This is a genomic window from Mesorhizobium sp. M1428 (genome assembly GCF_040317515.1).
GTDB lineage: Bacteria > Pseudomonadota > Alphaproteobacteria > Rhizobiales > Rhizobiaceae > Mesorhizobium.
On the sequence record NZ_JAMYKT010000012.1, the window covers coordinates 122160 to 142130 of the forward strand.

Genomic DNA, 19971 nt, shown 5'->3' on the forward strand with positions numbered 1-19971 from the left:
GGGCGCTTCGGCAGAGCGGGCAAATGATTTCAAAAGACTCCATCGTGGCTCTGTCGAGCGGGCGCCTGCCGGCCGGCATTGCAGTGATCCGGATTTCAGGACCGCAGAGTCGATTCGCCATCGAAACGATTGCCGGATCGACGGTGTCGAACCGCGTTGCCACCTATCGCAAGCTCCGGGCGCCTGACGGATCGGTGCTGGACAGCGGCCTGGTTGTTTTCTTTGCCGGTCCCGACAGTTTTACCGGCGAGGACGTTGCAGAGTTCCATGTGCATGGCGGGCGCGCCGTCGTGGCGAAGATGCTGGAAACCATCGCCACCTTCGACGGCGTCAGGCATGCGGAGCCTGGCGAATTCACCCGCCGCGCCTTTCTCAACGGCAAGCTCGACCTGGTCGAGACCGAGGCGCTGGCCGATCTCATCAACGCCGAGACCGAGGCGCAGCGGCGCTTTGCCGTGCACAACGCCGAAGGCGTGCAGAGCGAACTCTATCTGGGCTGGCGCCGACGGCTGATCCACGCCCGCGCGATGATCGAGGCCGAGATCGACTTTGCCGACGAGGATGACGTGCCGGGCTCGGTCGCCGATACGGTCTGGTCGGATGTCCGGGCCATGATCGAGGAAATAGAGCGCCATGTCGCCGGCTTCCGCGCTGCCGAAATCATTCGCGACGGGTTCGAAGTCGTGATCCTCGGCGCCCCTAATGCCGGCAAATCCAGCCTGTTCAACGCCTTGGCGCGGCGCGAAGCCGCCATCGTGACCGACGAGCCCGGCACGACCCGCGACCTGCTCGAAGTGGTCCTGGACCTGGAAGGGGTGCGGGTCAGGGTAACCGACACCGCCGGCCTGCGCGAGGCGCCCGGCAAGATCGAGGCGATCGGCATCGAGAAGGCCAGGACCAAGGCGCACAGCGCTGATTTGCTGTTGCTGCTGGAGGATCTGGCGGAGCCAATCGCGATCGGTGTGCTGCCGGGCGACATGCCGGCGCTGAGGGTCGGAACAAAAATTGACCTGTTGGGGGGCAAGTCACCCTCGCCCGCCGCGCACTATGATTTCGCTATCTCGACGCTGGACGGCACCGGTCTGGCCGAATTACTGGACGAGATCGGACGTCGTGCCGCAGCGCAGATCGGCAAGGCCGGCGATATCCTGCCGTCGCGGCTGCGGCACGTCGAGCTGCTCAACGAGACGAAACGCTTCCTGGTTGCGGCTGTCACCGGGGGCGATCGCGGGCAGGAGCTGCGGGCCGAGGAACTGCGCCTGGCGGCGGATCGGCTCGGACGAATCGTCGGGGCGGTCGATGTCGAGGATATGCTCGATGTGATTTTTTCGCAGTTCTGTATTGGGAAATGACTCACGTGAAACATTTGGGAAGCAGCACACCGGCGGTGATTCACGTGAAACACGGCGCAGGAGTAGGGGCGGGTACTGTTTCACGTGAAACGATCCCGCTCGTGCGTCTCCCCTTCTCCCACAAGGGGAGAAGGAGAAGACAGCGCCCTCTGTCCTTGACAGCGCGTGCCTCCGGGGACATGTGTCGGTCCACTTGAATTCGGGATTCTGAAATGACCAATCACTATGATGTGGTTGTGGTGGGCGGCGGTCATGCTGGGTGCGAGGCAGCCAGTGCCGCTGCGCGGGCTGGCGCCAGGACGGCGCTGGTGACGCTGCGCTTCGACACGATCGGCGTGATGTCCTGCAATCCGGCGATCGGCGGCCTCGGCAAGGGCCATCTCGTTCGTGAGATCGATGCCATGGACGGGCTGATGGGGCGCATTGCCGATGCGGCGGGCATCCAGTTCCGGCTGCTCAACCGCCGCAAAGGGCCGGCGGTGCGCGGCCCTCGAACGCAGGCCGACCGAAAGCTCTATCGGCTCGCCATGCAGGCGGCAATCCGCCAGCAGGTTGGCCTCGATGTCATCGAAGGCGAGGTGCTGGACTTCGAAATCGATGCCGGGGAAATCGGACACATCGCGGCGGTGCTGCTGGCGGACGGAAGCAGGCTCGCCTGCGGCGCCGTGGTGCTGACGACCGGCACTTTCTTGCGCGGGCTGATCCATATCGGCGAGAAGAAGATTGTCGCCGGCCGCATGAACGAACAGGCGAGCATCGGCCTGTCGGCGACGATGAGCCGCGCCGGCTTCAGGCTCGGACGGTTGAAGACCGGCACGCCGCCGCGGCTGGACGGCAGGACAATCGATTGGGCGTCACTGGAGAGCCAGGCGGCGGATGAAGATCCCGTGCCGTTCTCGCTGCTGACCGAGCGCATCGAAAACCCGCAGATCCATTGCGGCATCACCCGCACGACCAATGCCACGCATGAGCTGATTCGCGCCAATCTCGGCCGCTCGGCCATGTATTCGGGGTCAATCGAAGGCGTCGGGCCGCGTTATTGCCCGTCGATCGAAGACAAGATCGTCAAGTTCGGCGACCGCGAAGGTCACCAGATCTTTCTGGAGCCGGAAGGGCTGGACGACGACACGGTGTATCCGAACGGCATCTCGACCTCGCTGCCCGAGGACGTGCAGCTCGACATGCTGAAGACCATTCCGGGGCTGGAGCGGGCAACCATGCTGCAGCCGGGCTATGCCATCGAGTATGACCATGTCGACCCGCGCGAGCTCAAGCCAACGCTGGAGACCAAGCGGATCGCCGGGCTTTTCCTCGCCGGCCAGATCAACGGCACCACCGGCTACGAGGAGGCCGGCGCGCAAGGGCTGCTTGCCGGCTTGAATGCAGCGCACAAGGCGTCGGCGAGCGAGGAAATCGTGCTCAGCCGCACCGAAGCCTATATCGGCGTGATGGTCGACGATTTGACCAGCCGCGGCATCGCCGAACCGTACCGCATGTTCACCTCGCGGGCCGAGTTCCGGCTGTCGCTGCGAGCCGACAACGCCGATGAGCGGCTGACGCCGCTGGCGATGAGGCTGGGGATTGCCTCGCCGGAGCGGATGCAGCGGTTCAACAATGTCGTGCAAGACCTTGAGAAGGCGCGGCAGCTCGCCCTCGGCACCACCATGACCCCCAATGAGGCGGCGCACCACGGGCTCGAGATCAACCGGGACGGTGTACGCCGCTCGGCCTATGAGTTGCTGGCCTATCCCGGCGTCGACATCGCCTGGCTGGCGCGCATCGAACCGGCTTTCGCGGCGATCGACAGCAAAACGGCCGAACGTCTTGAAACGGAGGCCAAATATTCTGTCTATCTCGACCGCCAGCAGGCCGATGTTTCGCAGATCAGGCATGAGGAGAGCCGGCTTATTCCGGAGTCGCTCGACTTTGCTTCTGTTCCCGGCCTGTCGAACGAGTTGAAGCAGAAGATGCTGGCACGCCAGCCGCGCTCCATTGCCGATGCGCAACGCATGGAAGGCATGACGCCGGCGGCGCTGGCGATTATTGTCGCGCATGTGCGCAATGCCGAGGCGGCCGCGCGAAAGCAGGTCGCGTGAGCGCTGCGTCCTGGGCGAGCCTGCAAGCGGCAGCGGGCCCGGTTTCACGTGAAACATTCGATCGTCTGGTCGAGTTCGAGGGCGTCTTCCAGAAATGGAACCGCCGGATCAATCTCGCCGCGCAATCGACGCAGGACGATGTCTGGCGCCGCCACATCCTCGACAGCGCGCAGCTGGCGCGAATCAAACCAGACGCGAAGCGCTGGGTCGATCTCGGCTCCGGCGGCGGGTTTCCCGGCCTCGTGCTGGCGTTTTTGCTTGTCGAGCGGGAAGGCGCCGGTATCGACCTGGTTGAAAGCAACCGCAAAAAAGCATCGTTCCTGCAAGCGGTCGTCGGACAGTTCAGCCTGCCCGCCAAGGTCATCGCGCGCCGCATCGACGACAGCTATCTCCTTGTTCCTGCACCGCAAATCGTCACAGCCAGGGCACTCGCCTCGCTGTCCGACTTGCTGGACCTGGCGGCACCGTGGCTGACCAAGGGGGCGCGCGGCCTGTTTCACAAAGGCCGGGATTACCGCGCCGAAGTGGCAGAAAGCGCTCAACGATGGTCTTTCGATCTGGTAGAACATGCCAGTGCAACCGACGCGCAGGGCGTCATTCTCGAAGTATCCGACTTGCGACAGCACCCTGGCTTGTGACCGGCGACCCCAATGAATTTCTGGCATAAACCCATGATGAAGAACGGCCCCCGAATCATCACCGTCGCCAACCAGAAGGGCGGCGTCGGCAAGACGACAACGGCAATCAATCTGGCCACCGCGCTGGCGGCCATAGGCGAACAGGTGCTGATCGTCGACCTCGACCCGCAGGGCAATGCCAGCACCGGGCTTGGCATCGACCGGCGCGACCGCACCGTCTCGTCCTATGATGTGCTGACCGGCGAGCTCGATCTCGAAGCGGCGGCGATCCCGACGGCGGTGCCCGGCCTGTCGATCGTGCCGTCGACGCTCGACCTGCTCGGCATCGAGATGGAAATCGCCTCGGCGCCGGATCGGGTGCTGCGGCTGCGCAACGCGCTGCGGGCTTCGGCCGAGCGCTCGGCCAATTTCGGCTATGTGCTGATCGACTGCCCGCCCTCGCTCAACCTGCTGACACTGAATTCGATGGCTGCGGCCGATTCGGTGCTGGTGCCGCTGCAGTGTGAATTCTTCGCGCTGGAGGGGCTGAGCCAATTGCTGGAGACGGTCGAGCAGGTGCGCCGTTCGATCAACCCCGACCTGACGATCCAGGGCATCGTGCTGACCATGTTCGACGGGCGCAACAATCTCGCCAACCAGGTGGTGCAGGATGTCCGGGCGCATATGGGCGACAAGGTCTATGAAACCGTCATCCCGCGCAATGTCCGCGTTTCCGAAGCGCCGTCCTATGGCAAGCCGGCGATCCTCTACGACCTCAAATGCTCGGGCAGCCAGGCCTATCTGCAGCTTGCTTCGGAAGTCATCCGCCGCGAGCGCAAATTGCGTGCTGCCTGAACAATAAGCCGATTCGACACCGAAACGATCTGGACGGACGATGAACGAAGACCCTTCGAGAAAAAGACTGGGACGGGGACTGGCGGCGCTGATCGGCGAAATCGATCGCCCGGCGGCACCGGAAAAGCCCGGGCTGGCGGCCGACGGCAAGGTGCCGATCGAGTTCCTCAGTCCCAACCCGAAGAACCCGCGCCGTCATTTTGGCGATGCCGACCTGACCGACCTCGCCCAGTCGATCCGTGAGCATGGCGTGGTGCAGCCGGTGGTGGCGCGGCCATCGAAAACGCAGTCGGGCCGCTACGAGATCATCGCTGGCGAGCGTCGCTGGCGCGCGGCGCAACGCGCCGGGCTGACCGAAATCCCGATCATCGTACGTGACGTCAACGATCGCACGGCGCTCGAACTGGCGATCATCGAAAACGTCCAGCGCACCGACCTCAACCCGGTCGAGGAGGCGCTGGGCTACCAGCAGCTGATCGACGACCACGGCTATACCCAGGCCGATCTCGGTCAGGTGATCGGCAAGAGCCGCAGCCATGTCGCCAATACGCTGAGACTGCTCAAGCTGCCCGACGTCATTCGCGACATGCTGGTCGACGGCGCGCTCTCGGCCGGCCACGCCCGCACCCTGGTGACCGCCGACGACCCGGCCGGGCTTGCCAAGCGGATCATCGACGAAGGGCTTTCGGTGCGCCAGGCCGAGGCTTTGGCGCAGATGCCGGTCGGCGCGCCGGCGGCAAAGCGCCAACCCGCGCCCCCGCCGCAAAAGGATGCCGACACGCTGGCGCTTGAAAAGCTGATGACCAATACCATCGGCATGATCGTTACGATCGAGCACAACCAGCGCGGCGGCGTGATCAGCGTCGCCTACCGGACACTGGAGCAGCTGGATGAATTGTGCCGAAGGCTGAAGCGGGAGTAGTGGGTTGCTAAGACGTCGAGGCCTTTAGCCGGCAAACAAAGTGTGGCTGCCGCCGCGCCGGTGATTGGCGAAATCGTCGAGTAGTTAATCTCCCCCCTTGAGGGGGAAATGGCCGGCAGGCCAGAAGGGGTCGTCTCACATCAAGCGCCCACGTCGTCTGTCGTCGCGGAAGGGGCTGGTGTTCCACGCGCTGCGACCCCCTCTGTCGCCTTCGGCGACATCTCCCCTTCAAGGGGGGAGATTAGGTGCGCTGCGCCAGCCTTGCGCTCTCCACGGCAATGCCGAGCAGCGCCTGGCGTGCCAGCGCGACCGACAGATCCGGCCGCCGGCGTGTCTGCAGCACTGCCGTCTGCAGTCGGGTGAGGGCGCGGCCGAGCGCTTCGCTGCTCCACCGTTCGAGGGCTTTCTCCACCAACTTGCGCCTGGAGAAAAAAACCGGCGGGCGCGCCGCGGCAACGACCGACGCGGCATTGCGGCCGCCGGCGTCCATCTGGCCACGCATCGCCTGGATCGCCTGCAGCTGCCGCATCGCCGATGACAGCACCAGGAAGGGCTGGCCGCCGGACTGGCAATGGCGGGTAAAGGCGGTGTCGAAATCGGCGATCCTGCCTTCGAGCAGGGCGTCGACCGCCGCATCGAAGGAGAGGCCGGAGACATCGCCGGACATCGCCTTGACGTCTTCGAGACCGATTTCGGTCTGGCCGTGCGCATAGAGCAGAAGCTTTTCGATCTCGCCGCGCGAGGCCAGCCGGTCGCCGCCGAGATTGCGGCGCAGCGCCTGCCGGGCCTCCAGTGTCATCGACATGCCGGCCTTGCGCAATTCGTCGTCGATGACCGTATCGATATCCCTGGCTTCATCGGCATAGCAAGGCAATGCCATGGCATTGTCCGCCGCCTCCACCACGGCGCGCAGGCCGACGCCCTTCTTCAGGTCGCCGGCCTCGATGAGGATGATGGCGTCCCGCGCGGGCTCGGCGGTCAGCGCCTTGACGTCGTCGGCAAGCGCCTTCTGGGCGCCGGCATTGCGCACCCATAAAAGGCGCCGCTCCGAAAACATCGGCACGGTGCGGGCCTCGTCGAGCAGCCGGCCCTCGTCGCGATCGACCTCCGAACCGTCCAGCCTGACCACCGAGAACGGATCGTCAAGCGGCAGGCCGGTCTTGCCGGCAAAGGCCTTTGCCCGCTCGGCAACCAGCCCGCGATCGGGACCGTAAAGCAGCACGATCGAGACGCGCGGATCGGGCCGCGCCAACCACGAATCGACCTCGTAACCTTTCTTCTGTGCCATGCGCGCTGGTTAGCATGGCGTGAGCTCCGGGTGAACCACGGGCGCCGGCCTGCTAGTTCTTGTCCTCGGGACTATCAGGCTTGAACGAGCTATCGGCATCACCGAGGCGTTCGTAGTCCGTCATTGCCGCGTCAAGCGATTTGTCTTTCTCGACTGACCACAAAGTCACTGAGGCCAGATAATTTGTGAAGGCGTTCTGCTCTCTTGCGAAAATGGCGGCCAAACGCGAGTCGTTTTGGAAAAAGCGATCGAGTTCCTGTTTGATTGCAACGTCATTCTTCGCCAGCGACCGTATAGCCCATACAGCCGATGCCACCGTCATTACACGCATCATATCTTTTGATGCCTGGCTCTTGGGACACCCATATTTTCGGCACGCAGCGACAATCATGATATTCTCGGGGCGACCTGGAGCCACCACACCCCCGAATTTCCCCATAACAAGGCCGATACGGATTGCGTCCGCCGCGATGCCGTCACGGCTGGTTCGAAGATTTTCCAAAATATGATCTATGTAGGACAAGTCTCCTGTCGCCATATAGGCGCCAAGCAGCAGATCATTGTCCAACGGGACAAAGAGAGGTGTCAACGTTTTCAAAGGGATGGCACCGGCGGATGCTGCATCATCCAGCTTTCGGCTCGACGCGAAACGCCGCGCTTCGTCCGTGAGACCAGCCTTGTGCAGAGCGGCCAGATAAAGGTCAGCCGCGCGATCGGAGGGCACGCCATCCAGCAGTTTTCGTCGCATCTCCGGCGAGCCGTCGAACAATGCAGCGAAAAAACCGGTTATCGTTCCGTTTTCAGCGCCGGACGGAGCTTGATCCAAGGTTGTGATAAGCCGGTCAATGCAGGCAGCATCCCTCGTGCGATGGTACGTGCCGATGCAATCGTCCGACTGAGCGAAAGTTGGTCGACCGGATCCAACCAGAAAAGCTACAATCGCCAAAGCGACGACGGCCCTCGATCTGCCTTGCATTCCCACCTCTCTCAAAACGATCCTGTCAGGATAGGGTCCTGGATGGTGGGCGCAACTTGAATCGCTGGAAGCGCGGGCTCGTCAAAGGCAAGCTCACCCCGGGACATATCGTCTGTTGCGGCAATCGTCGGCAAATTTCTGCTAAGTTGCGTGCTGCCGTCCAACATCGACAAGAAATTTCGCAGACATATCTTCATCTTGTGCGCGGGAGGCTGCATCGGCCGGGTCCGAAGGACCGAAGGCTTCCCCGACGAATTGGCACTGGTCTGGCGGTATGCAAATATCTTGGCCGGGCAACAGTGGAGGACCGAGATCATGGCCGATGCCGGAATGCTGCGCTTCCATGTTCCGGAACCGGAAGTGCGGCCGGGCGGGACGCCGGATTTCTCCAATGTGAGCATTCCAAAAGCTGGCTCGGTGCCGCGCCCGAAGATCGACGTCGACCCGCGCGACATCCGCGATCTGGCCTTCTCGATCATCCGCGTGCTCAACCGCGCCGGCGAGGCGGTCGGACCGTGGGCCGGGCTGCTTTCGGACGACGAGTTGCTAGAGGGGCTGCGCCACATGATGACGCTGCGCAGCTTCGATGCACGCATGCAGATGGCGCAGCGCCAGGGCAAGACCTCCTTCTACATGCAGCATCTCGGCGAAGAAGCGGTGAGCTGCGCCTTCCGCAAGGCGCTGTCGCGGGGCGACATGAACTTTCCGACCTATCGGCAGGCCGGCCTGCTCATCGCCGACGGCTACCCGATGGTCACGATGATGAACCAGATCTATTCGAACGAGGCCGATCCGCTGAAAGGGCGGCAATTGCCGATCATGTATTCGTCGAAGGAGCACGGCTTCTTCTCGATCTCCGGCAATCTGGCGACGCAGTACATCCAGGCGGTCGGCTGGGCGATGGCCTCGGCGATAAGCAACGATTCAAAGATCGCCGCCGCCTGGATCGGCGACGGTTCGACCGCCGAATCCGACTTCCATTCGGCGCTGGTCTTCGCCTCGACCTACAAGGCGCCGGTCGTGCTCAATGTCGTCAACAATCAGTGGGCGATTTCGACCTTCCAGGGCATCGCCCGCGGCGGCTCCGGCACTTTTGCCGCGCGCGGGCTCGGCTTCGGCATTCCGTCGCTGCGCGTCGACGGCAACGACTATCTCGCCGTCCATGCGGTGGCCAAATGGGCGGCGGAACGGGCGCGCAGCAATCTCGGGCCGACGCTGGTCGAATACGTCACTTACCGCGTCGGCGCCCATTCGAGCTCCGACGACCCCTCGGCTTACCGGCCGAAAGCCGAGTCCGATGCCTGGCCTCTCGGCGACCCGATCGTCAGGCTGAAGAACCATCTCATCCAGCGCGGCGTCTGGTCGGACGAACGCCACGCCCAGGCAGAGGCGGAAATCCTCGACACGGTGATTTCGGCGCAGCGGGAGGCCGAGCGCCACGGCACGCTGCATGCAGGCGGCAAGCCCTCGGCGCGCGACATGTTCGAAGGCGTCTATGCGCAGATGCCGCCACATCTCAGGCGCCAGCGCCAACAGGCAGGGGTCTGACCATGCCGCGGCGGACCATGATCGAGGCGATCCGCGACGCCATGGACGTGTCGATGGCGCGCGACGAACGCGTCATCGTATTTGGCGAGGATGTCGGCTTCTTCGGCGGCGTCTTCCGCTGCACCCAGGGCCTGCAGGCGAAATACGGCAAGAGCCGCTGCTTCGATGCGCCGATCAGCGAGTCCGGGATTGTCGGCGCGGCCATCGGCATGGCGGCCTACGGGCTGAAGCCTTGCGTCGAGGTGCAGTTTGCCGACTATGTTTATCCGGCCTATGACCAGATCGTCTCGGAAGCGGCGCGGCTGCGCTACCGGTCGAACGGTGATTTCACCTGCCCGATCGTCGTGAGAATGCCGACCGGCGGCGGCATTTTCGGCGGCCAGACCCACAGCCAGAGCCCGGAGGCGCTGTTCACCCACGTCTCCGGCCTGAAGGTTGTGGTTCCGTCCAATCCGCACGACGCCAAGGGCCTGCTGATCGCGGCGATCGAGGATCCCGACCCGGTGATCTTCCTGGAGCCGAAGCGGCTCTACAATGGCCCCTTCGACGGTCATCACGAGCGGCCGGTAACGCCATGGTCGAAACATGAGCTCGGCGAAGTCGCCGATGGCCATTACACGGTGCCGCTCGGCAAGGCGGTGATCCGGCGGCCTGGTGCGGCAGTCACCGTGCTTGCCTATGGCACGATGGTCTATGTCGCCCAGGCGGCGGCTGAGGAGACCGGCATCGATGCCGAGATCATCGATCTGAGGACGCTGCTGCCGCTGGATCTCGAGACGATCGTCGCCTCGGTCAATAAGACCAGGCGCTGCGTGGTCGTGCATGAGGCGACGCTGACATCCGGCTTCGGCGCCGAACTTTCAGCGCTGGTTCAGGAGAACTGCTTCTACCATCTGGAAGCGCCGGTGGCGCGGGTCACCGGCTGGGACACGCCCTATCCCCATGCGCAGGAGTGGGACTATTTTCCCGGTCCCGCCCGGCTAGGCCGCGCGCTCGTCGAAACGATGGAAGCCTGAAGGGGGAACGATGGGCGAATATGTCATCAAGCTGCCCGATGTCGGCGAAGGCGTCGCCGAGGCCGAGCTCGTCGAATGGCAGGTCAAGGTCGGCGATCTCGTGCGCGAGGATGCCGTGCTTGCCGCTGTCATGACCGACAAGGCGACGGTCGAAATTCCTTCGCCCGTCGATGGCGAGATCCTTTGGCTGGGTGCCGAGATCGGCGACACCGTGGCGATCGGTTCGCCGATTGTCAGGCTGAAGGTGGCGGGCGAAGGTAACGTGAAGGATGCGGCGGCGCAGGCCGTTGAGGCCGGCGCCAAGAGTACCCCCACCCCTAACCCCTCCCCACAAGGGGGAGGGGGACGTGCCTCGGCTCCCAAGGTCGAAGCCAAGCCCACCGCGCCATCATCCAAAAAAGTTTCAACGCATGAGGGTGGAAGCACGGCGTCGGAATCCCCCTCCCCCTTGTGGGGAGGGGTTAGGGGTGGGGGTACTGCCGCCGTTGGGGGTGCTGCGCGGACCTCCGGCGCGCCGCGCCCCGAGGGCGAAAAGCCGCTGGCCTCGCCGGCCGTCCGCCTCAGGGCGAAAGAGGCCGGCATCGACGTTCGGCGGGTTCCGGGAACCGGTCCGGCCGGCCGCATCCGGCACGAGGACATCGACGCCTTCCTGGCACGCGGACCGCAGCTCGCCAAGGGCCTAGGCCTCACCCGCAACGAGGCTATCGAGGACATCAAGATAGTCGGGCTCAGGCGAAAGATCGCCGAGAAGATGACGCTGGCCAAGTCGCGCATCCCGCATATCACCTATGTCGAGGAGATCGACGTCACCGCGCTCGAGGATCTGCGCGCCGCGCTCAACAAGGAGAAGCGGTCGGGCGCGGACAGGCCGAAGCTGACGCTGCTGCCGTTCCTGATGCGGGCCATGGTCAAGGCAATTGCCGACCAGCCCAATGTCAACGCGCTGTTCGACGACGAAGCCGGTATCGTCCACCAGCATGGCGGCATCCATATCGGCATTGCCGCGCAGACGCCTTCGGGGCTGATGGTGCCGGTGGTAAGACACGCCGAGGCGCGCGACATCTGGGACTGTGCAGCCGAGGTTGTCAGGCTGGCCGAGGCGGCAAAATCCGGCACGGCGACGCGCGACGAGCTCTCGGGATCGACCATCACCATCACCTCGCTCGGCGCCATGGGCGGCGTGGCGACAACGCCGGTGATCAATCATCCGGAAGTGGCGATCGTCGGCGTCAACAAGATGATGGTGCGGCCGGTCTGGGACGGCAGCCAGTTCATCCCGCGCAAGATGATGAACCTGTCCTCCAGCTTCGACCACCGCGTCGTCGATGGCTGGGACGCGGCGGTGTTTATCCAGCGGATAAAGGCGCTGCTGGAGACGCCGGCGCTGATTTTTGTGGATTGAGGTAATGGGCAGCAGCGCAGAATGAGAACAGTAGCGATCCTTCCCACCCCCCTCTGCCCTGCCGGGCATCTCCCCCGCAAGGGGGGAGATTGGCCGCCTTCCCGGCCTTCGCCAATCTCCAATGTTGCAGGAGTAAGCGGGGCTTCGAAGCTGCTGATCTCCCCCCTTGCGGGGGAGATGCCCGGCAGGGCAGAGGGGGGTGCTGTCCCTCCAGCTTGCCGAGGAGCTAGAGCGACATGATGAAGGAAATCTCTTGCAAGCTGCTGGTCATCGGCGCCGGTCCGGGCGGCTATGTCTGCGCCATCCGTGCCGGGCAGCTCGGCATCGACACGGTGATCGTCGAGGCCGGCAAGCCCGGCGGCACTTGCCTCAATGTCGGCTGCATCCCGTCCAAGGCGCTGATCCATGCGGCCGAGGAGTTCGAGAAGCTCTCGCAGATGGCCGGCGGCAAAAGCCCGCTCGGCATTGCGATCGCCGCACCATCGCTTGATCTCGCAGCGACCATTGCCTGGAAGGACGGCATCGTTAGCCGGCTGAACAACGGTGTTGCCGGCCTGCTGAAGAAAGCGGGCGTGAAGACGGTGCATGGGTGGGCGACATTTCGCGACGGCAAGACCGTTGCCGTCGAGACCGAGATCGGCGTGCAGATGATCCGCGCCGAAACGGTGGTGATCGCGACCGGCTCGGCGCCGGTCGAACTACCATCGCTGCCGTTCGGCGGACCAGTCATTTCGTCGACCGAGGCGCTGGCGCTGAGCGAAGTTCCGGAGAGGCTGGCGGTGGTCGGCGGCGGCTATATCGGGCTGGAACTCGGCATCGCCTTTGCCAAGCTGGGCGCCAAGGTGACCGTGATCGAGGCGTTGCCGCGCGTGCTGGCGCAATACGATGCGGAACTGACCCGGCCGGTGGTGAGGCGGCTGGCCGAACTTGGCATCGAGGTGCTCGTGAACGCCAAGGCCAAGGGGCTGTCCACTAAGCGCGACGCCCTGCTGGTCGAGACGAATGGCGGCAAGAACGGCAAGATCGCCGCCGACAAGGTCCTGGTCACGGTCGGTCGGAAGCCGGTGACCGAAGGCTGGGGGTTGGAGCAGATCGACCTCGACATGGCCGGACCCTTCATCCGCATCGACGACCAGTGCCGCAGCTCGATGCGCGGTATCTTTGCCATTGGCGACGTCACCGGCGAGCCGATGCTCGCGCACCGGGCGATGGCGCAGGGTGAAATGGTCGCCGAGATCGTCGCCGGCCATAGGCGCAGCTGGGACAGACGAGCGATCCCGGCTGTCTGCTTCACCGATCCGGAGTTGGTCACCGCAGGCCTGTCGCCGGAGGAGGCCAAGACCCGTGGCGAGATCAAGGTCGGACTGTTTCTCTTCACCGCCAATGGCCGGGCGATGACGAAGTTGGGCGAGGACGGATTCGTCCGGGTCGTTGCCCGCGCCGACAACCATCTGGTGCTCGGCATCCAGGCAGTCGGCCAGGGCGTGTCGGAACTGTCGACCGCGTTTGGGCTGGCGCTGGAGATGGGCGCGACGCTGGAGGATATCGCCGGCACCATTCATGCCCATCCGACACAGGGCGAGGGTCTTCAGGAAGCGGCGCTGAAGGCGCTGGGGCGGGCGGTGCATGTCTGAGGGCAGGTGATCTCCCCCCTTGAGGGGGAGATGGCCGGCAGGCCAGAGGGGGTCGGTTCGACTGGATGGGACCTCCCTTGCGATAGATTGAGGTTAGCGCTCTACGCGAGGCGACCCCCTCTGTCGCCTTCGGCGACATCTCCCCCTCAAGGGGGGAGATTACGCAGCTCACCCCGCAAGCCGGCTAACCATCTCGTGCTGCGCATAGGCGCGGCCGAAGCGGTTGGCCAGAAACACGTCGAGCGCGATGTCCTCCTGCTTGATGAAACCTCTTGCCGGCAAGGTGCCGTCGGCGAGCATGTCGAGCACGGCGCAGATGGCGGACGCTGTGGTGACCTGGATGGCGCTGCGCACCGTTTCGCCGTCGCGCCTGGCGTAGATCTTGTTGGCGTAGGTCTCCTGCAGCAGGCGGCCGTTCTTGCGGCCGCTGACAGTGACGAAGACGATAACCACGTCCTGCAGCGTTGCCGGCAGGGCGCTTTCGAAAATGTCCTTCAGCACGTCGCGGCGGTGGCGCAGGCCGAGGTCGTTGAGCAGCGCCTTCATGATCGCGGCATGGCCGGGGTAGCGGATGGTGCGGTAGTTCAGCGTCCGCACCTTGCCCTTCAGCGTCTCGGCCAGCGTGCCCAGCCCGCCCGAGGTGTTGAACGCCTCGTAGGTGACGCCGTCGAGCGAGAACTCCTCGCGCTCCTCGAGCGGCGGCACCTCGATCAGCTCGCCTTCGACGATCGCCTCGCAAGGCTCGCAATATTCGTTGATGACGCCGTCGGTGCTCCAGGTCAGATTGTAGTTCAGCGCGTTCGAAGGGTATTGCGGCAGCGCGCCAACCCGCATGCGCACGCTTTCCAGTGTGTCGAAGCGGCTGGCGAGATCGTTGGCGACGATCGAGATGAAGCCCGGCGCCAGGCCGCATTGCGGAATAAAGGCGCTGTTGCCGGAGCGCGCCAGTTCCTTGACCCGCCTGGTGCTGATGACGTCCTCGGTCAGATCGAGATAATGCACGCCGGCACTCGCCGCCGCCTCGGCGATGCGCGTGGTCAAATGGAAGGGCGCAGCGCTGAGCACCGCGAACTTGCCGGCCAAGGCAGCTTCGAGGGTACCGGCGGCTTCGATGTCGAGTTCCAGCGTCTGGACTGTTTCAGGCAGTTCGGCCGCGCCGAGCTGCGCCGCCGAGCGGTCGACGAGCGTGACACGGTAGTCGCCCGTGGAAGCCAGCATCTCGGCAATGGTCGAGCCGATCTTGCCGGCGCCGACGACGATGATTTCCTTCATGACCGGTCCCTCGCACCAACGTTAAATTTGATGGCTAGAATCGCAGCTTGCCTGTTGAAAGGAAGCGTGGAATTGTACTAAACGCAGTATCTCTTTGTGCAATATGCCGGTAGGATTCGTCGAAATGCTCAGCGATGCCGACCAGGCTCTGCTTTCTCTACTGCGCATCAATGCGCGCGCCTCGACGGCCGAACTGGCGCGGCGGCTCGGCGTCTCACGAACGACGGTGCAAAGCCGGATCGAGCGGCTGGAACAGCGCGGCATCATCGCCGGCTACGGCGTCAGGCTTTCGCCGGATTACGAACAGGGGTTGGTCAGGGCGCATGTCTTGCTCACCGTCACCCCCAAGCTTGCCGACAAGGTGGTGCGCAGCCTGCAGGCGCTGGCACCGGTTCGCACGCTGCACTCGGTCAGCGGCAATTTCGACATGATCGTCATCGTCGAGGCGCCGTCGATCAGGGATCTCGACACGCTTCTCGACCAGATCGGCGCCATGGACGGGGTCGAGCGCACGTCGTCGTCGATCATCCTGTCGACGCGGATCGACCGCTGAGCCGGCTGGTGTCGTGGGTCCAGACGCTGGCAGGGCAGAGGGGGGCGCGAAGGATCACCAAGGGCGGTGATCGTTCTGGCGTTACTGCAGCAAAGCGATATAGGCTTTCAAAATGTGGATCGATGGCGTGCAGCCGCCCCTATCTCTCGCAGCATCGCGCGTTCACCCAAAGAACCTAGACAGGAGGCCTCCTTGCCCAAGCAGTGTTTTGGAAAATCCCATGTACCGTTGTCTCCGGCGGTCAGGGCCGGCGATTTCGTCTATGTCTCAGGCCAGGTACCGGTCGGCAGCGACGGGCTGGTGGTCAAGGGCGGCATCGCCGAACAGACCGAGCAGGTGCTGTCGAACGTCAAGGGGGCACTGGCGCTGGCCGGCTGTACGCTCGACGACGTGGTCAAGACGACGGTCTGGCTGGAGGACGCGCGCGATTTCGGCATTTTCAACACCGTCTATGCCAGGCATTTCCCGAAAGACCCGCCGGCACGCACGACAGTGGAGTCGCGGCTGATGATCGACATCAAGATCGAGGTCGAAGCCGTCGCCTACAGGCCGGCCTGACGGGCAAGCGGAGACAGGCGCGATGCAATTCGATCTGCTGATAAAAGGCGGCCGCCTCATCGATCCGGCGTCCGGCCTCGACGCACAACGCGATCTGGCGATTGCCGACGGCCGTATCGCCGCGATCGACGCCGAAATCCCCTTCGAACGTGCCGCCCGCGTCATCGACGCCACGGGCTCCATCGTCGCGCCGGGCCTGATCGACCTGCACAGCCATGTCTATTGGGGCGGCACCTCGCTCGGCGTCGATGCCGACCGGCTCGCCGCAAAGAGCGGCACCACCACCTTCATCGATGCCGGAAGTGCCGGCGCCGGCAATTTCCTCGGCTTTCGCCGCCACGTCATCGAGCGCTCGAAAGTCCGCATCCTGGCCTATGTGAACATTTCCTTTGCCGGCATTTTCGGCTTCTCGCAGACGGTGGCGGTCGGCGAATGCAGCGATCTCAGGCTCTGCGAACCGCGCGAAACGGTGGCGGCGGCGCGCGAGCACGCCGACGTGGTTGTCGGCGTCAAGGTCCGCTCCGGTCGCCACGCCGGTGGCAGCAGCGGCATCGCGCCGGTCGATCTCGCGCTCGAAGCCGCCGACAAGGCGGGCCTGCCGCTGATGGCGCATATAGACGAGCCGCCGCCCGGCCGCTCGGAAGTGCTGCCGCGGCTGCGCAAGGGCGACATCCTCACTCACTGCTTCCGGCCGTTTCCCAACGCGCCGGTCTTCGCCTCGGGGGCGGTGCGGCCGGATATGCGGCTGGCGCGCGAGCGCGGCGTCATCTTCGACATCGGCCACGGGATGGGCTCGTTCGATTTCGAGGTGGCCAAAGCGATGCTGAGCGAAGGTCTGGCGCCGGACGTGATCAGCAGCGACGTTCATCTCTACTGCGTCGACGGGCCGGCCTTCGACATCCTGATCTGCATGTCGAAACTGCTGGCGCTCGGCATGCCGCTGGTCGAAGTGCTGCGCGCCGCAACACAGCGGCCGGCCGAAGCGATCGTCAGGCCCGATTTGGGCAGGCTTGCGGTTGGCGCGGTCGGCGACATCGCGGTGCTGCGGCTGCGCACGGGGCGCTTCACCTTTGTCGATTCGGTCGGCGCCTCGCTGGTTGCCGAGCAAAGGCTGGTCTCGGACGGCATCGTGGTCGGCGGCAGTTGGTGGCCGAACGAGGCGGTGGACGATCTTGGCGAAACCGAGCGCTTCGAAGCGCATGGGCACGGCACGCATGTCGAGGTGGCGAGCCGGCATTTCGGACGTAGCCACGATTGAGGCTGGCGTATGATTAAGTCATATCCCATATTATGAAGGGGCAACGAGGAGACGACCATGCGAACCACTCAACCTCTGACCATCACCCTGCCGCTCGACATGGCGCAGATGGTGAAGGACAAAGTCTCATCGGGCGAGTATGCCACCGAAAGCGAGGTCATCCGTGACGGCCTGCGGACTTTGGCTGCCCGCGATGCGGCCATCGAGCGTTGGCTGCGCGAAGAGGTCGCCCCGACCCTCGAGGATGCACGCGCACATCCTGAACGTCTGTTGACCGCGGACCAGTTGCGCAAGAACCTGTCCAACCGTATCGATGCCGTCACTGCCAAATCCCGCTCCGGGACATGAAATATGAGGTCAGGTTTCATGCTGCAGCTGAACGGGATATTGCCGAGCTGCTGGCAGAGCTTGCGCCCAAGGCCGGCGCCGCCACCGCGCTGCGGTTTGTCAACCGGATCGTCGATTATTGCCTCAGCTTCGAGACCTTCCCCGAACGCGGTACGCGCCACGACGACATCGCGCCTGGGCTACGCACGGTGGGCTGGCGACGGCGCGCGACAATCGCATTCGAGATCGTCGGGAGCAGGGTAGTGATCCTGCGTATTTCTCTACGCAGGCCGTACGCTCGACCTGTCGGAGGAGGAAGAATAGCGCCAACGGTGAGTAGCGAACGCGCTTGCCCACAAGCGGGTGGGCCACGCCGCGACCATCCTCCACTTGAACGGATAGCTCGGACTACCGCCCCGGCGCTCCATAAACCGGCGTCGCTATGCCTTCCATGCGGGCCTTGATCTGCAGCGCGACGTACTTCGAATAGAAGCGCGACAGCGCCAGATTGCCGCCGTGGAACCACAGCGCTTCCTGCGCCGTCGGCTTCCACATGTTGCGCAATTCGCCTTGCCATGGCCCGGGATCGCCTTTCACGCCCGAGCCAATCCCCCAGCACGGCCCGACCTTGTCGGCGACTTCGCGCGAGACGATCGCCGCCACGGTTTCGTTCATCGAGAGATAGCCGGTGCAAGCGATGATTGCGTCGGCTGCCAGTTCGGTGCCGTCGTCGAAGAGGATGCCTGTCGGCGTCAGCGACTTGATCCCGACGCCGCTGCGGATGCCGATCTCGCCGTCGATGATCAGGTCGCAGGCGCCGACGTCGATGTAGAAGCCCGAGCCGGTGCGGTAGGCCTTCATCAGGAGCCCGGTCTCGTCGTCGCCGAAATCGATGGCGAAGCCGGCGCCGCGCAAGCGGTCGTAGAAAGCCGCGTCGCGCGCCTTGATGATGTCGTAGAGCGCCCGCTGGCCTTGCGGCAGCAGCGCGAACGGCGTCGAGGCGACGATCATGTCGGCCTTCTCCGTGGTAATGCCGCGGGCCAGCGCCTTTTCCGAAAAGATCTCGAAACCGATCTCCATCAGCGTGTCCGACTTGACCACCGTCGTCGGCGAGCGCTGGACCATGGTCACCTCGGCGCCGCTCTCCCAGAGATCGACGCTGACGTCATGGCCGGAACTTGCCGCGCCGATGACGGCGACCTTTTTGCCGCGGAATTTCTCGCCGCTGGAATACTGGCTGGAATGCAGGATCTCGCCCTGAAAGATATTGGCGCCCGGCAGGTCGATCTGCCTGGGCGGGCCATAAGCACCGGTTGCAAAGACGATGTGCCTGGGCTTCAGCACGATGCGCTCGCCGGCGCGGTCGAGCTCGACCGTCCAGACCTTTTCGGTCTCGTCGTAGGAAGCGCTCACGCATATGGTGGAGGTCCAGTAGTTGAGCTCCATGACGCGCGTATACATCTCCAGCCAGTCGCCCATCTTGTCCTTGGGCGTGAACACCGGCCAGTTTTCGGGAAACGGGATGTAGGGCAGGTGATCGTACCAGACCGGGTCGTGCAGCACGAGCGAGCGGTAGCGATTGCGCCAGGAATCGCCGGCCTGGGCGTTCTTCTCGATGACGATGGCCGGCACGCCCAGCTGCCTGAGCCGCGCCCCCAGCATGATGCCGCCCTGGCCACCGCCGATGACCAGGCAGTAGGGCTGTTGGCTAACGCCGAGGTCACGCGCCTCGCGGCGCCTCGCCTCCAGCCAGGTTTCGCGCTCGGGATCCGCCTTGTGGCGGACGCCCAGAGGCCGCGCCGGGCCTTTGCGCTCCTCAAACCCTTTGAGATCGCTCATCGCCGTGAACAGCGTCCGGCATTTGCCGTCCCTGAGGCGCATGATGCCATGGCCCCACGCCGATGACGTCTCGAAAGAAAACCAGGCCTCGATCGTGCCTTCGTCCGAAGTCGCTTCGCCGCTGAGCTGCCATCGGGCAGGCTTTGTCGTTGCCAGCGTCGCCGTCAGCATGTCGCGAATCGCGGCCGCCCCCTCCATCGTCTTGATATTCCAGGTGAAGGTCAAAAGATCGCGCCAGTAGCAGTCCTCGACGAACAGGTTGACTACGGCCTCGACGTCGCCCGCCTCGAGCGCCCTGGCAAAGGAGCCGAGCCAGGTGGCAGCCTGTTTCGAGGGTGCAATGTCGAGCATCTGTCTTCCCTAACTTCCAGAGACGGTGGCGCTGCCCTCATTCTTAGCCTTTCCCGGTTCTTTGTGGGAGAGGGTGAGGGCAGCGCAAACAGTCCGCAAGCCTGAGG

The 19971-nt window shown here is 64.2% G+C and carries 18 protein-coding genes; 14 read left to right on the forward strand and 4 right to left on the reverse strand.

The window, feature by feature from the left end; translation table 11 throughout:
- The first annotated feature begins 23 nt into the window (after window positions 1–23).
- The 5 genes from mnmE to NKG60_RS18685 all read left to right on the forward strand — a co-directional run bounded on the left by mnmE (window position 24) and on the right by NKG60_RS18685 (window position 5842).
- The gene (mnmE, locus tag NKG60_RS18665) at window positions 24–1352 is read left to right on the forward strand and encodes a tRNA uridine-5-carboxymethylaminomethyl(34) synthesis GTPase MnmE (protein ID WP_352665251.1); all 1329 of its coding nucleotides are present in this window, start codon (window positions 24–26) and stop codon (window positions 1350–1352) included.
- A 212-nt stretch (window positions 1353–1564) separates the two neighbouring features.
- Complete coding sequence (gene mnmG, locus NKG60_RS18670; protein ID WP_352665252.1) at window positions 1565–3448, forward strand: tRNA uridine-5-carboxymethylaminomethyl(34) synthesis enzyme MnmG; 1884 nt, start codon at window positions 1565–1567, stop codon at window positions 3446–3448.
- On the forward strand, window positions 3445–4086 hold the full coding sequence (gene rsmG, locus NKG60_RS18675) for a 16S rRNA (guanine(527)-N(7))-methyltransferase RsmG (protein ID WP_352665253.1): 642 nt from the start codon (window positions 3445–3447) through the stop codon (window positions 4084–4086). Before mnmG ends, rsmG begins: the two co-directional genes overlap by 4 nt.
- Window positions 4087–4119: 33 nt before the next feature.
- Window positions 4120–4920, forward strand: a complete 801-nt coding sequence (locus tag NKG60_RS18680; RefSeq protein ID WP_084642633.1) for a ParA family protein — start codon at window positions 4120–4122, stop codon at window positions 4918–4920.
- Between the two features lie 40 nt (window positions 4921–4960).
- Window positions 4961–5842 (forward strand): ParB/RepB/Spo0J family partition protein, encoded by an 882-nt coding sequence (locus NKG60_RS18685; protein WP_352665254.1) that lies wholly within the window; start codon window positions 4961–4963, stop codon window positions 5840–5842.
- Between the two features lie 241 nt (window positions 5843–6083).
- Here NKG60_RS18685 and holA read toward each other — a convergent pair whose 3' ends face one another.
- Together holA and NKG60_RS18695 are read right to left on the reverse strand one after the other, a co-directional pair.
- Complete coding sequence (holA, locus tag NKG60_RS18690; RefSeq protein WP_352665255.1) at window positions 6084–7130, reverse strand: DNA polymerase III subunit delta; 1047 nt, start codon at window positions 7128–7130, stop codon at window positions 6084–6086.
- Window positions 7131–7182: 52 nt separating this feature from the next.
- Entirely contained in the window at window positions 7183–7956 is a 774-nt protein-coding gene (locus NKG60_RS18695; protein ID WP_352975324.1) for a hypothetical protein, read from the reverse strand.
- 465 nt (window positions 7957–8421) lie between these two features.
- Here NKG60_RS18695 and NKG60_RS18700 point away from each other — a divergent pair, with 465 nt between their 5' ends.
- From NKG60_RS18700 to lpdA, 4 genes are all read left to right on the forward strand, one after another.
- Window positions 8422–9654, forward strand: coding sequence for a 3-methyl-2-oxobutanoate dehydrogenase (2-methylpropanoyl-transferring) subunit alpha (locus NKG60_RS18700; protein ID WP_352665257.1), 1233 nt, complete (start codon window positions 8422–8424; stop codon window positions 9652–9654).
- Between the two features lie 2 nt (window positions 9655–9656).
- Window positions 9657–10670, forward strand: a complete 1014-nt coding sequence (locus NKG60_RS18705; RefSeq protein WP_352665258.1) for an alpha-ketoacid dehydrogenase subunit beta — start codon at window positions 9657–9659, stop codon at window positions 10668–10670.
- A 10-nt stretch (window positions 10671–10680) separates the two neighbouring features.
- Window positions 10681–12072 (forward strand): dihydrolipoamide acetyltransferase family protein, encoded by a 1392-nt coding sequence (locus NKG60_RS18710; RefSeq protein ID WP_352975326.1) that lies wholly within the window; start codon window positions 10681–10683, stop codon window positions 12070–12072.
- 239 nt (window positions 12073–12311) lie between these two features.
- A complete protein-coding gene (lpdA, locus tag NKG60_RS18715; protein WP_352665321.1) occupies window positions 12312–13706 on the forward strand; it encodes a dihydrolipoyl dehydrogenase in 1395 nt (464 codons plus the stop codon).
- A gap of 168 nt (window positions 13707–13874) precedes the next feature.
- Here lpdA and NKG60_RS18720 read toward each other — a convergent pair whose 3' ends face one another.
- Window positions 13875–14978 (reverse strand): saccharopine dehydrogenase family protein, encoded by a 1104-nt coding sequence (locus tag NKG60_RS18720; protein WP_352665261.1) that lies wholly within the window; start codon window positions 14976–14978, stop codon window positions 13875–13877.
- Between the two features lie 124 nt (window positions 14979–15102).
- Between NKG60_RS18720 and NKG60_RS18725 the strand changes: the two genes are divergently transcribed.
- The 5 genes from NKG60_RS18725 to NKG60_RS18745 all read left to right on the forward strand — a co-directional run bounded on the left by NKG60_RS18725 (window position 15103) and on the right by NKG60_RS18745 (window position 18138).
- Complete coding sequence (locus NKG60_RS18725) at window positions 15103–15531, forward strand: Lrp/AsnC family transcriptional regulator (protein ID WP_352665263.1); 429 nt, start codon at window positions 15103–15105, stop codon at window positions 15529–15531.
- A 192-nt stretch (window positions 15532–15723) separates the two neighbouring features.
- A complete protein-coding gene (locus tag NKG60_RS18730) occupies window positions 15724–16089 on the forward strand; it encodes a RidA family protein (RefSeq protein ID WP_352466543.1) in 366 nt (121 codons plus the stop codon).
- A 22-nt stretch (window positions 16090–16111) separates the two neighbouring features.
- Window positions 16112–17347: an amidohydrolase/deacetylase family metallohydrolase gene (locus tag NKG60_RS18735; protein ID WP_352665265.1), complete on the forward strand. Its 1236-nt coding sequence runs from the start codon at window positions 16112–16114 to the stop codon at window positions 17345–17347.
- A gap of 57 nt (window positions 17348–17404) precedes the next feature.
- Window positions 17405–17695: a ribbon-helix-helix domain-containing protein gene (locus NKG60_RS18740; protein WP_352665267.1), complete on the forward strand. Its 291-nt coding sequence runs from the start codon at window positions 17405–17407 to the stop codon at window positions 17693–17695.
- Entirely contained in the window at window positions 17692–18138 is a 447-nt protein-coding gene (locus NKG60_RS18745) for a type II toxin-antitoxin system RelE/ParE family toxin (protein WP_352665269.1), read from the forward strand. Before NKG60_RS18740 ends, NKG60_RS18745 begins: the two co-directional genes overlap by 4 nt.
- Here the strand turns inward: NKG60_RS18745 and NKG60_RS18750 are convergent.
- Window positions 18083–19864, reverse strand: coding sequence for an NAD(P)-binding domain-containing protein (locus NKG60_RS18750; protein ID WP_352665271.1), 1782 nt, complete (start codon window positions 19862–19864; stop codon window positions 18083–18085). The genes NKG60_RS18745 and NKG60_RS18750 overlap by 56 nt on opposite strands.
- Window positions 19865–19971 lie beyond the last annotated feature (107 nt).